The sequence below is a fragment of the Methanospirillum lacunae genome, from assembly GCF_003173355.1.
GTDB lineage: Archaea > Halobacteriota > Methanomicrobia > Methanomicrobiales > Methanospirillaceae > Methanospirillum > Methanospirillum lacunae.
On record NZ_QGMY01000016.1, the window covers coordinates 55,542 to 67,996 of the forward strand.

At 47.0% G+C, this 12,455-nt stretch carries 12 protein-coding genes; 10 read left to right on the forward strand and 2 right to left on the reverse strand.

From position 1 onward, the window contains the following. Positions 1-14 precede the first annotated feature (14 nt). A complete protein-coding gene (locus DK846_RS15525; protein ID WP_109969957.1) occupies positions 15-524 on the forward strand; it encodes a chemotaxis protein CheW in 510 nt (169 codons plus the stop codon). 77 nt (positions 525-601) lie between these two features. Here the strand turns inward: DK846_RS15525 and thsA are convergent, their stop codons facing one another. Together thsA and DK846_RS15535 are read right to left on the reverse strand one after the other, a co-directional pair. Next, positions 602-2,260 (reverse strand): thermosome subunit alpha, encoded by a 1,659-nt coding sequence (gene thsA / locus DK846_RS15530; protein ID WP_109969912.1) that lies wholly within the window; start codon positions 2,258-2,260, stop codon positions 602-604. A gap of 52 nt (positions 2,261-2,312) precedes the next feature. Beyond that, positions 2,313-3,230, reverse strand: coding sequence for a transcriptional regulator (locus DK846_RS15535; RefSeq protein ID WP_109969913.1), 918 nt, complete (start codon positions 3,228-3,230; stop codon positions 2,313-2,315). Between the two features lie 223 nt (positions 3,231-3,453). On the opposite strand from DK846_RS15535, the gene DK846_RS15540 reads away from it, so the two are divergent. From DK846_RS15540 to DK846_RS15580, 9 genes are all read left to right on the forward strand, one after another. Continuing rightward, entirely contained in the window at positions 3,454-4,734 is a 1,281-nt protein-coding gene (locus DK846_RS15540) for a DUF2079 domain-containing protein (RefSeq protein WP_181391826.1), read from the forward strand. 60 nt (positions 4,735-4,794) lie between these two features. Then, positions 4,795-6,063, forward strand: a complete 1,269-nt coding sequence (locus tag DK846_RS15545; protein ID WP_245926578.1) for a tRNA(Ile)(2)-agmatinylcytidine synthase — start codon at positions 4,795-4,797, stop codon at positions 6,061-6,063. A 10-nt stretch (positions 6,064-6,073) separates the two neighbouring features. Next, on the forward strand, positions 6,074-6,262 hold the full coding sequence (locus tag DK846_RS15550) for a tautomerase family protein (protein WP_109969915.1): 189 nt from the start codon (positions 6,074-6,076) through the stop codon (positions 6,260-6,262). A gap of 18 nt (positions 6,263-6,280) precedes the next feature. Beyond that, on the forward strand, positions 6,281-7,231 hold the full coding sequence (locus DK846_RS15555) for a deoxyhypusine synthase (protein ID WP_245926580.1): 951 nt from the start codon (positions 6,281-6,283) through the stop codon (positions 7,229-7,231). Continuing rightward, positions 7,228-7,872 (forward strand): orotidine-5'-phosphate decarboxylase, encoded by a 645-nt coding sequence (gene pyrF, locus DK846_RS15560; protein ID WP_109969916.1) that lies wholly within the window; start codon positions 7,228-7,230, stop codon positions 7,870-7,872. The genes DK846_RS15555 and pyrF overlap by 4 nt, the downstream gene beginning before the upstream one ends. Positions 7,873-7,936: 64 nt before the next feature. Continuing rightward, positions 7,937-8,299 (forward strand): anaerobic ribonucleoside-triphosphate reductase, encoded by a 363-nt coding sequence (nrdD, locus tag DK846_RS15565; RefSeq protein WP_109969917.1) that lies wholly within the window; start codon positions 7,937-7,939, stop codon positions 8,297-8,299. Next, positions 8,296-9,219: a cysteine-rich small domain-containing protein gene (locus DK846_RS15570; protein ID WP_109969918.1), complete on the forward strand. Its 924-nt coding sequence runs from the start codon at positions 8,296-8,298 to the stop codon at positions 9,217-9,219. The genes nrdD and DK846_RS15570 overlap by 4 nt, the downstream gene beginning before the upstream one ends. Positions 9,220-9,341: 122 nt before the next feature. Then, positions 9,342-11,747 (forward strand): hypothetical protein, encoded by a 2,406-nt coding sequence (locus tag DK846_RS15575; RefSeq protein WP_109969919.1) that lies wholly within the window; start codon positions 9,342-9,344, stop codon positions 11,745-11,747. Further along, positions 11,740-12,333, forward strand: coding sequence for a nucleic acid-binding protein (locus DK846_RS15580; protein WP_109969920.1), 594 nt, complete (start codon positions 11,740-11,742; stop codon positions 12,331-12,333). Before DK846_RS15575 ends, DK846_RS15580 begins: the two co-directional genes overlap by 8 nt. The last annotated feature ends 122 nt before the right edge of the window (positions 12,334-12,455 follow it).

Genomic DNA, 12,455 nt, shown 5'->3' on the forward strand with positions numbered 1-12,455 from the left:
TCACTCACGATAAGATGGCTGTCGATATTCTTGAGTTTGATCTGGGGGGAGAATCATATGCCATGGATATTCAGATTGCACGTGAGATCGTTGAGATGCTCCCCATCACCCCAATCCCACGAGCTCCCGGCCATGTCACCGGACTTCTAAACCTGCGTGGTGAGATCACAACAATAATTAATATCCATCATCTTCTTGGAATAAAGCCTGCCAAACAACGGGAAGAACAGAATATCATGGTATTGATCCCGGATGTATTTGAGAATACAAGTGTAGGGATGATCGTTGATGAGGTCCATAGCGTTCTCACCGTTGATGAGAAAGATATTGATACTAATGTCAAGGGTGTGAATGCAGAACTAGCGGATTATGTCCATGGCATCATTAAACTCTCTCATGATGACGGGGTTAAGACAGAAGCCGAGGATACTGATAAGGAGAGTAAGAAACGACTGATTATCTGGATTGATGTCAGGAAGATACTGACCGAGACGATTGAGAGTCCGGGATCACGTCAGGAATAACTTTTTTTCTTGTTCGAGAGACAAAAAGATTTTTTTTTTTGAATTGGATTTTTTGGATAAATGAAGGGATTTGGGGATTACATCCCCATGCCGCCCATTCCACCCATACCGCCCATGCCTCCCATCTCATCCATACCACCTGGTGGCATGGCCGGGGCTGCTGACTTTGCAGAGGCGATGATATCGTCAATCCTGAGGATCATGATTGCTGCTTCTGCAGCGCTGGCAATTGCCTGGGTCTTGACACGCAGTGGCTCAACGACTCCTTCCTTCTGCATATCAGATGGTTTTGCTTCGAAGACATTGAGTCCGACAGTTTTCTGCCCTTTCTCATGTGCTGCACGAAGCTCAACAAGCATATCGATTGGATCTAGACCTGCGTTCTCAGCGAGAGTCCGGGGGATGATCTCAAGTGCTGATGCAAATGCCTCGATTGCGAGCTGGGCACGGCCACCAACAGTTGCTGCGTATTCACGGAGACGGAGTGAGAGTTCAGTTTCTGGTGCTCCTCCACCGGCTACACACTTCTTGTCCTCGAGAACAACACCAACTACACGAATTGCATCCTCGAATGCACGTTCAAGTTCTGCAACAACATGCTCAGTTCCACCACGGATGATGATTGAGACTGCCTTGGGGTTTTTGCACTCCTCGACAAAGATCATCTCTTCGCCTGAGATCTTACGTTCCTCAACAATTCCTGCAAATCCGAGTTCTGAGTCTGAGATTGCATCGATGCTGGAGACGATTGCTGCTCCGGTTGCCCGGGCAAGTTTCTCCATATCACTCTTCTTGACACGGCGAACTGCGAGGATGCCTGCCTTTGAGAGGTAGTGCTGTGCAATGTCATCAATACCCTTCTGGCAGAAGACGACCTTTGCACCGCTCTTGATCACCTTGTCGGTGATGCTCTTGATCATCCGCTCTTCCTCATCGAGGAATGCCTGGAGTTGATCAGGGCTGGTGATGTTGATCTCGGCGTCAACTTCAGTTTTCTTGAACTCAATTGCCGCGTTCAGGAGCATGATCTTCGCCTTGTTGATGCTGCTTGGCATACCAGGGTGGACACGCTCCTTGTCAATGACCATTCCAAGAACTATCTCTGAGTCTTCGATTGATCCGCCGACTTTCTTCTCGATCTTGATATTTTCGGTGTCAACAGTTCCATCGGTCTCTGCGACCATGGTCACTGCCTTGACAACAAGGTCACAAAGACTGTCCTTTGAGGCTTCTGCACCCTTTCCGGTCATTGCAGTCTCGGCGATCTTCTTCAGGATCTTTACATCCTTTGGCTTTACGTCGATTGCAAAGCCCTTGAGAAGGTCCTGTGCCTTTTCTGCTGCCATCCGGTATCCGTGAGCGATAACGGTAGGGTGCACATCCTGTTCAAGAAGTTCTTCTGAACGCTTGAGTAATTCACCTGCAATTACAACTGCAGTTGTGGTACCGTCACCGACCTCATCATCCTGGGTCTTGGCAACTTCTACCATCATCTTTGCAGCCGGGTGCTCGATGTCCATCTCTTTGAGGATTGTTACACCATCGTTGGTAATGACGACATCACCGATGGTATCGACGAGCATCTTGTCCATGCCCTTGGGTCCTAGGGTTGTCCGGACTGCGTTGGCAACCGCCTTTGCGGCGGCGATGTTCATTCCCTGGGCATCGCGCCCACGGGTGCGTGAACTGCCTTCTTTAAGAATAAGAATTGGTTGTCCTCCAAGCTGTGTAGACATACAGAATCACCACGTGTAGGATAAGGTTGTTTAGTGGTTCTATATAATGATTTCAGTTTAGAATGACATTGAGAAGATCATCTGCTTCTTCCATTGAAAGAAGGTCCTCTTCTCCAAGCATCAGGGTTTTGCCGATTCTGCGCTTGCGCTGATCGTCAGTCATGATGCACATGGCATGGGAACGGGTTACCTGTGAGATATTACCAATAATTCCTGCCCGTTTCGAAAGTTTCTGGGATCTCCCATACCCGGTAAGGATGGTATGATCTTCATATCTGATCAAGGCCTGGAAGGGCGCACGGCTCATCATCTGCAGGTGCATCCCCATCTCTTCAATAAAGGGCTGGATCGGAATGTCTTCTGCAGGAAGAGAGAAATCAGAAGGGATCTGGGGAGTATAAACCAGCAGATCAATGGGCTCCACGACACCGCTGTCAAAGGTCTCCTCGATTCTGATGGCAATGTCAATAGTAGTGCCCATACCGGCTTCGTATTTAGCAACAGTGCGGCGGGAAACTCCCAGAACCTGACCTAGATCTCCAAGGGAGAGGTTATTTAGTTCACGAAGTTCACGCAGTTTTTCTCCGCTGATATTCACATAAAGACCGCCAGGTGAGGCGTAAATAAGAGGTGGAGATCCATCTACAAAGAAATCGTGAAGAGTGGCATAATTTATTGCGGATATCCCATATCTGACGTATACAGCCCCCCGCTCAAGTTCTGCATCACGGGCACGCTCACCAACGACAAGCGGAGTACCACCGAGGTTTCGGGATATTTGATCAAGATCGCGTGCGTTCTCTTCGGTGATGCTGTCAATATGAGATATGACCTTCAGAACAACTATCTGACTACCGTTATTGGCGATTAAATCAAAACTCTTGGGCCTCATTGCAAAGAGTTCTGAAACATCATATCCAGCCATCATCATAACGCTGATGGCATTCTGGAGCAGACGGTCCTGTGACATTCCTTTAGTTACTTTGTATTGGTTAAAAGAGTAATAAGAATATGGTATCAGGTGAATTGAGCAGGTTTATTCAATAATCCAAAAGATAGTTATATCCACTCGTGTTTATATGAAATTCATCTCTGCTAATCTGAACAGATATGACATTATCTTTCTTTTGTTCCTCAGTTTTTACATTCTGTTTTTTTCCTGGTATTCAATCCTCAAACTGAATACTTTCCAGATGAATCATGACCTGGGAATTTTTAGCCAGGCCCTCTGGTCTACAGTAACAGAAGGAACTTTTTTCTTCAACTCACTTGAAAACACAATCAATGCCGGTGTAACATCCCATTTCGGTGTGCATACTTCTCCGATACTCGCGGCGCTTCTCCCGGTATATGCCCTGGCTCCGGGAGTTAAGACACTCCTGGTAGTACAATCAATCCTTCTTGGTCTGGGAGCAGTGCCAATCTATCTGACAGCAAAAAAAATCCTCGGGAACCCAGGTGCTCTTATTATCTCTCTCGTTTACTTCCTGTACCCGGGTCTCCATGGAGTGAACCTGACAGACTTTCACGAAATAGCATTTCTTCCGCTATTTCTGGGATTTTTCTTATATGCCTGTGTACTGCAGAGAACCAGATGGATTTTTCTTTTCGGGTTGCTTTGCCTGTTGATCAAAGAGGATGTCGCAGTCATCATTCTTTGTGCATCGCTCTACGGCGTATATGTGAGCAGAATTCAAAACAGGATCTGTTTTAAAACGTTTCTCGTCCTTTCCATTATATCTGCTGCATGGGTAATTGCTGCATTTTTTGTCATCATGCCAGCTTTCAGCCCGGTGCATGAACTGATCTCTACAACCTTCATTTCACAGTACTATCAGTTGGGTACACATTCTGATTTTGACCAGATGCCCAGGATCATATACTTCATAGAATTATTTGGACCACTCCTGTTTCTCCCATTATTATCACCTGAAATTCTGATCATCTCCATTCCCTCATTTGCAGAAATTTTCCTTTCACAATCAGGTTTTTTTAACATCGGTGCACAGTATTCATCATTAGTGGTCATGCCACTCTTTTTTGCAACCATCTTCTCTCTCAGAAAAATTCAGAAAAAAACCGATGGGAACACACATCACTTCTTTGAGATCCTTCTTATTGGTCTTGTGGCAAGCAGTGTAATTTCCTGTTGTATTTACTCCCCGGCAGTAACAATCAACGCTATTCTTGATGCTCCTGAAGATATGCATGCAGATTCAGACTGGTTTATAAAGGGAGTGTCACAGATCCCGGATACTGCATCTGTGTCCACTCAGGCAAATCTGGTACCATTCTTTTCAGACAGGATGAATGTTTATGAAGACCAGATCAATAATGCTGACTATATAGTGTTTTTAACAAAGTTTGTGAACTCAAAGCCATACGTTGATGGGATACAGGATATTACCCGTTCATATCGATGTATTTACAAAGAAAACGGCCTGTATATCTTCAAACAAACCTCTCTCACATAAAATCTTAAGGATTGTTGTAGGAATTGATAAAATATTTTCTAGTTTTTTAGACGGTGAGAATTGCCAGAAAATACTGAATTCTGGATCGGTGTTGATGACACAGACTCTCCAGAGGGAATGTGTACAACATGGCTTGGAGCAAAACTTATCAGGGATCTTCGTGTTTTAGGTTTTTCGATCTACGAAGCACGCTTGATAAGGCTAAATCCGACTATTCCCTTCCGGACAAGGGGAAACGCTGCTATTGCCATCAGGGCCCGAGGGGATCCTGGTGTTGCGTTTACTCAAGCATGCAGCCTTGTCAGTGCATATGCAGACTTGAAGTGCGAAAAAACACATCCAGGAGTAGTTGTCGCAAAGGAGCAACTTCCTTCTGACTTCTACTTTAAAGCAGTAACGTCTGTTTGTTCAATCTCTGAAGTTGAAGAACTCCTTAAAGAGCACGCTTTAGCCTGGAAGGGATATAAACTAGGACGGGGACTCATTGGAGCTACAGCCGCAATTGCTTCTGTTCTTCCGGATCATACATGGGAATATCTGGCTTACCGTGAAGAGACACGATGGGCCACACCCCGTGATGTCAATCATAACAGTCTCTTCATAGCAGATGAAGAGACAGCACCCCATACCTGGGATACTGTCGACTGGGAACGGGGTTCTGTTGTCTGTGTCCCTCATTCACCTGATCCGGTCCTCTATGGCATACGTGGTGATTCTCCATTTGCAGTTGCCCATGCTGTTTCATGCATTAGATCAGAGCCATTTCCCTGGGGACAGATCTGGCTTACAAATCAGGGAACCGATGCACACCTGCTTGAAGGAACAATCGGATCACTGAATGAGAACTCGTCGTACAGGATATGTGGAACTGTTTTGCATCCTCCGATCACAGGAACAGGCGGTCATGTCAGCCTGGTCATTGGAAATGGAGGGAAAGAACTCACCTGCATGGCATTTGAACCAACGAAAGGTTTCAGACAACTGGTGAGATCCCTTATTCCTGGAGATCAAATCATTGCGGTCGGCTCATTCCTAAACGGTACTTTAAATCTTGAAAAATTCTGCCTCTGTTCGATGGAGAGAGACGAGGTTAAATCAGCACCATTCTGCAGTAAATGCCAGAAGCAGATGACCAGTGCCGGAGCAGGTAAAGGATACAAGTGCAGAAAGTGCGGGGCGAAAGCCCCGACTCCGGAAACAATAATCAGAGATCGGGAGATCCTCACCGGATGGTATGAAGTCCCTCCAACAGCCCGCAGACACCTTGCACGACCCCTTATCAGGGGAAAAGAAGTCTTCAGGGAAGGTTCTTTTCAATCTGTATCCTAACTCTTCAGACATGCCGGCAGTTCAGATTACCATGGCAGAAGGAAGAACACAGGATCAGAAGAGGGCGGTTGCCAGACGTGTTACCGATGTACTCGTCGAGGAACTGGGTGTATCTCCTGATGCAATAACCGTATACATCTACGAAATCGGGCGGGATCATATTGCTAAATCAGGAGTATTCCTTTCAGATACAGCATAACTCATCACCAGTTACTTGATGCGTGAAGGTACATACATACACATGGACTGCGATATTCCGGTCAGACAGGCTCATCTCAAGCCGGGAATGAGTGTCAATGATCTGGTCACGGTGATGGAGCAGGCTGGTGCGTATAATGGAGGTGCTTTCTCCCGTGCTGTCTCCATCTACACATCCATGCTTACCGATGCACGGGCCACCCGATTCCTTGGATTCGCCGGGGCAATGGTTCCCGCAGGAATGGGAGGAATCGTTAGTGATCTGATCCGGGACGGACGAGTTGATGCCCTCGTCTCAACCGGGGCAAACCTCACTCATGATGTGATTGAGGCGATTGGCTGCCACCATTTCAAAGGAACGGAGCGTTGCAATGATGTGGATCTCAGACACGAAGAGATAAACAGGATATACGATGTCTACCTCCCTAACGATGCCTTCATCGCTTTTGAAGAGTTTATGCAGGGAGTATACAGTGAACTGGAAGACGGGAGTGTCATCTCTATTAGTGATCTCCTTGCCCACATCGGATCAAAGCTTGAGACAGGGATCCTTGCAACGGCAGCGAGACACAATATTCCGGTTTTCTGTCCTGCCATTCAGGACTCGATGATAGGTCTTCAGTACTGGCTCTTCCGTCAGGGGAGAAAAGTAACAGTTGATGCCTTTGCTGATATGACAAAGATCATCGATCTCTGTTTTGAATCTGAGAGAGCAGGAGCCCTCTTTATCGGGGGAGGGGTTCCGAAAAACTTCATCCTCCAGAGTATGCTGATGACTCCGAAAGGGTTTACCTACGCAATTCAACTGACCGGTGACAGGCCAGATCTGGGTGGTCTTTCAGGGGCAACCCTTGACGAGGCACGATCCTGGGGAAAAGTGGAAGAAGATGCAGAGACTGTGACTGTTTATTGTGACGCCACAATTACTTTCCCACTGCTTGTTGCAACAGCGATGGAGAGAATTTCGTGACCGACCTTATCCTTGCACTTGATCCGACAACCAGAACAGATGCCATGCGGATCGCTTCAGCAGCAGCACCGCACATTGATGCAATAAAGATAGGGTATCCCCTCATCCTCGCCGAAGGTCTCGGTATTGCCAAAGAGCTAAAAGCATTTGGTCTCCCTCTTATTGCTGACTTCAAGGTTGCAGACATCCCAAATACCAACCAGCTCATTGCACAGCAGGTTTTTGAAGCAGGATTCTCAGGAATCATCTGCCATGGATTTCCGGGATCAGATTCGGTCAAGGCCTGCGTGAATGTTGCACATGACAATGGGGGAGAATGTTATGTGGTAGCCGAGATGAGTCATCCCGGAGGCGCTGAATTCTTCCAGAGCGGAACAGCAGAACGTATCGCCAGGGTGGTTATTGAAACCGGGGCTGATGGGATAATTGCACCTGCAACCAGGCCGGAGAGGACACGAATCCTGCGTGAGATTATTGGGACCAGAAAGATCCTTTCACCCGGTGTCGGAGCCCAGGGGGGGGATCCTGACGCAATAGCCGGTCTTGTCGATGGCATTATTGTCGGCAGGGCTATTTATGAATCAAATGATCCCGGGGCAGCAGCTGCCCGTTATGCCTCACTTCGCGGAAAGCGAACATAAGAAAATCTGATGGTCTTCAATATTTCCAGATACTCTCATAAGGTCAAATTTAGTATGTATGTGTATGATATGGAGTGAACAACAGCGCAAGATTGCTGCACAGTATTCATCAAAAGATGAGGTACCGGTTGCAGAGCGGCGTTATAAATGTCATTCCTGCCATCTCATCGTAGATGAAACACCATGTCCTGTTTGTGGTGAGAAGAACCTGGAGATCATGTGTCCGCTTGACACCTGCGATTGTGGTCATGAAATATCCTCAACAATCGAATATTGCCCACTTTGCGGTGAACCAGTCTGTCCTGAATGCGGGTCTCATGATGTCGTGCAGATCAGCAGGGTCACCGGGTACCTTCAGGATGTATCAGGCTGGAACGCAGGAAAGCAGCAGGAACTCAAAGACAGACACCGATATTCGGTTGTATGAGGTATTACCTCACAAAGGATACCCTCATTGTACGCGGCTCATTTCGTGCCTGCAGTACCGGGGATAATGGTGGCATTAAAAATGTCACATCTCTTTTAACCCAACAGGTACAGCCCTCAAATCCTGTTGAACATTCACTGTTGATTAGAAATGCAGCATATCGGAACGGACTGTCACCAGAAACAACATTCGGACTTCTGATCCCTGAACAATCGACGCACCATGCTGTGTTCAGATATGATCAGGTTACTCTGTTTATCACTGCCGGAGTTACCGGTCAGGATACAGGCAGCAGAGAAATACAGAATGCTGAAGACTCACGGAACATGGATGTCACCATGAGGATGATCTGTACCATTAATGGACACCTGAAAGACAAGGATCTGCTTAATGCACTGATAACAGTGAGCAAAGCAGAGATGGAAGCTTCACCTCGTGATGAAAGTTTTTCAGGATGGGACCGGAGAGGTTTCATCATCGGAGCGGAACATTCAGACCCCTCTATAAACAACAATCCGGAAAACATAGGCGAGAAGATATTTCGGTCCTCATTATACGGTGCTGGATATATCAGAAAACATTTTTTAAAGATCCCGGACCGATCCAGTATCGCATCGTCATTTCACATTCACACTACAATCGGTGGTGACCGGTGGATTGAATGGAACAAGAAGGGATGCCCGTATTATCCCTGTCACTTCAGGGGACAGAGGTGTGATTTCTGCTATTGCCCCCTCTATCCATGTGAAGATGAAACTCTTGGCGAATGGACAACCGGGTCGCGGACATCGGGGAGAGTATGGAGCTGTGCCCCCTGCACACTTAACCATCAACCGGCAGTGGTGCACCATCTGCGACGCAACCCCGAAGCAAGCAACTCTGAACTAAAATCGATTCTTGTAAATTATCCACAGAAGTAATTTCCTGATGGATATTGCATCAGGGATATACAGTACTGATTATTTTACCCCTGTTCACTTTCACCCTGTGCCCTGTATGATTTATATACATCATGATCAGAAGAGCTGACTGGAGATGACATATGGACCTGACACCGATTACACAAAGGATCTCCGAAAAGTTTGCTGCATTGGGTCATCAGATCGAACCGGCAAAGATAGAGGAGAAACTCGCCCGGATGATCAACGAGTTCGGGGTTCCTGAAGAAGAGGCTGAACGCTCAATAGTCAGTGATTATTCACGGGAGTTCGGCCTTGATGAACAGATTCATTCTGCACCAGTAGCATCTGATGCCCCTGAAGCAACACCCATTGCGGAGGTTAAAATCGGAGACTGGGCAACAATTGAGGGAGTTGTAACAGTTCTTTTTGAATCACGATCTCCTTCAGTCGCACAAAGTGGTATACTCGCTGACCAGTCGGGATCTATACGGTTCACTGTCTGGGCCAAGGCACAGGCCCCGGCTCTCGAACTGGGAGAGTGGTACCGGTTTGAGTCAGCTGCTGTTGACGAGTTTAACAATCAACCTGGTTTTCAGGTCCATTCAGGGACAGCGATATTTCCTATTGCGCACGATCGACTCCCTGTAATTGAAAAAACTCCTATCGTAGATCTACATAGGGGTATAATCAGCCTGGAAGGGAAAGTGGTCTCTTATACAGAACGTGCTGATGGACCAGTTCAGATAGCCGGGGTCATTGCTGACGGATCCGGGGCTATCAGATTCACTATCAGAAGAGGGATCACTTTGCCTTCAATAGAAGAGGGAGGATGGTACCAGATTGAGTATGTAGTCGCTGATCTCTATCGTGGAGCCATGAATCTGCAGTTCAATGCAGGAACAAAGATAACCCAGATATCAGATGATCGCAGCCTTCGGCCAGCCATATCTCCAGTTGCAGGAATTAAACCCGGGATTGTCTGTGTCCGGGTAAAAGTGCTTCAGGAGTATGCCAGTTCAAGCGAGAGGATGTTCCAGTCCGGTATCCTGGGAGACGAAAGCGGTACAATCAGGTTTGTAACCTGGAAGGATGAGTCTGCAGAACGGCTTGTTCCCGGGATGGCATACACGATCTACTATGCTTCCGCTGATGAATTCAACGGACGATTGTCTCTGACTCTCAACGGAGCTACCAGCCTGCCAGATGATGCAGCGGCAATTAATGTCAGCCCGCTCCCTGAACGATCAGCACCAGAAACAACTACTGTCGAAGGAGTGGTAACTGTTCTATTCCCTCCCCGAACTGCTTCAATAGCACAGACCGGTATCTTTGCACATGCCTCAGGTGTGATGAGACTTACTGTCTGGGCTAATGCTCATGCTCCGGCTCTCCAGGCAGGAGGATGGTACCGGTTTGAATCAGCTGTGCTTGATGAATATAACTCACAAAAAAATATCAAGATCACATCAGGAACAGTAGTAACGCCACTATCAGGTGAGACTCTTCCACAGATAGAAATATCACCAATCTCAAGCCTGAATCCGGGTCTTACCAGTCTGGAAGGAAAGGTTATTTCATATAACCCTCATCTGGAAGGAGCAGTGAGAGCAGCAGGCGTCATTGCTGACAACACCGGGGCAATAAGATTCACCATCAGGCAGGGAGAACAGGTGGCAGAGATAGAGACCGGAGGTTGGTATCGATTCGAATACGCAATTGCTGACCTCTATCGCGAGGCAATGAACCTGCAACTCAGTTCAGGTAGTAGGATTTCTTCACTTCAGGGAGAACACAGTCTTGAACCTGCAATAACTCCGGTCGCTGAGATAAAACCAGGGATTGTCTGCCTGCATGTAAAAGTAGCCCAGGAATATGAAAATACGAGTGAGCGAATCCTACAGTCCGGAGTCCTTGGTGATGAGACAGGAACCATCAGATTCGTGGCATGGAAAGATGATTCAATAGAACGACTGATTCCTGGAAAAATTTACACAATTCAGTATGCATCAGCCGACGAATATAACGGACGACCATCCCTGACCCTCAACGGATCTGTTGTAATACCTGATGAAACCGGAGAGATAGAAGTGAAAGCATCCGGTGATGAGGTTACTGGTGCACTGGTTCATATCTCACCCGGTTCAGGCCTCATCAAACGCTGCCCGGTTGAGGGATGCGGGAGAGTACTGACAAGGCAGAACTACTGCCAGATCCATGAGATTCAACCCGATTTTCAATATGATCTCAGAATCAAAGGGTGGCTTGATAATGGACGACAGACCTGGGATACAATCATATCACGGGAAGGAGTCGAGAAACTTCTCGGTCTCACACTGGATGGTGCCAAAGAGATGGCTGAGAACAATCCACTGGGTCTTGAGACAGTGTATTACCACCTTTGTGAAGCATTACTCGGCCGCTATATCTCATGTCAGGGAAGAGTCATTGAGAACAGACTCTTTACATCATCTTGTTCGTTTCTCACGTTCGATTCAGCACGACATGCTGATCTGCTGAACCGTTCAGAGGTGACCAGCCATGAGTGAGCAGACTGCATTCCAGCGATATGAACGTGAACCGGCAAAGCGTGTTTTTGCAGCAGAGTTCAGGGAAACAACATACCACTTCAAGGAAGGTAGTGAAGACAAAAGCCCGACCTTTGTACTCCTCCCAACCGGAGAGCGATGTAACAGGGTATTTCTGGTAGGACTTCTTGCAGATAAGAAAAAATCAGAGGGTGAAGCCGTCTTCTACCAGATCAAGGTGAAGGATCCGAGTGGTTTCTTCTTTGTCAGTGCAGGTAGTTATCAGCCAGAGGCGATGCACCAGATTGCATCCATCGAGACACCGACTGTTGAAGCAAAGCCAACCTATGTAGCGGTGATAGGAAAACCCAACGTGTTTACTGCCCCTGACGGGAGAACACTAGTGTCGGTACGGGCTGAGTCTGTGGCTGCTGTCAATAAACAGGTGCATGACTGCTGGATCCTGGATACTGCGACACGAACCCTTGAGCGGCTTGAAAAGACTGATGAGAATCCGGATCTGGTAAAATCAAAAGAGATCTATAAACAGTCTCCTGATGTCTGGAAACGAATGGTTCACGAAGCCTTAAAAACTGTTGAGATTTAACCTCCCAATACTTTTCTTCCTTATATTTAATCGATAGAAAATAACAAAGGGAAATATCAGATAATACTATTCATCGGTTCTTTAAGATTTTTAATGTTCATAAATACCACATACTCCCAGGT

What these genes read in the sequence shown, in the direction of transcription:
- DK846_RS15525 (WP_109969957.1), top strand. Translation starts at nt 15, where the DNA reads ATGGCTGTCGATATTCTTGAGTTTGATCTGGGGGGAGAATCATATGCC.
- thsA (WP_109969912.1), bottom strand. Translation starts at nt 2,260, where the DNA reads ATGTCTACACAGCTTGGAGGACAACCAATTCTTATTCTTAAAGAAGGC.
- DK846_RS15535 (WP_109969913.1), bottom strand. Translation starts at nt 3,230, where the DNA reads ATGTCACAGGACCGTCTGCTCCAGAATGCCATCAGCGTTATGATGATG.
- DK846_RS15540 (WP_181391826.1), top strand. Translation starts at nt 3,454, where the DNA reads ATGAATCATGACCTGGGAATTTTTAGCCAGGCCCTCTGGTCTACAGTA.
- DK846_RS15550 (WP_109969915.1), top strand. Translation starts at nt 6,074, where the DNA reads ATGCCGGCAGTTCAGATTACCATGGCAGAAGGAAGAACACAGGATCAG.
- DK846_RS15555 (WP_245926580.1), top strand. Translation starts at nt 6,281, where the DNA reads ATGCGTGAAGGTACATACATACACATGGACTGCGATATTCCGGTCAGA.
- nrdD (WP_109969917.1), top strand. Translation starts at nt 7,937, where the DNA reads ATGATATGGAGTGAACAACAGCGCAAGATTGCTGCACAGTATTCATCA.
- DK846_RS15570 (WP_109969918.1), top strand. Translation starts at nt 8,296, where the DNA reads ATGAGGTATTACCTCACAAAGGATACCCTCATTGTACGCGGCTCATTT.
- DK846_RS15575 (WP_109969919.1), top strand. Translation starts at nt 9,342, where the DNA reads ATGGACCTGACACCGATTACACAAAGGATCTCCGAAAAGTTTGCTGCA.
- DK846_RS15580 (WP_109969920.1), top strand. Translation starts at nt 11,740, where the DNA reads ATGAGTGAGCAGACTGCATTCCAGCGATATGAACGTGAACCGGCAAAG.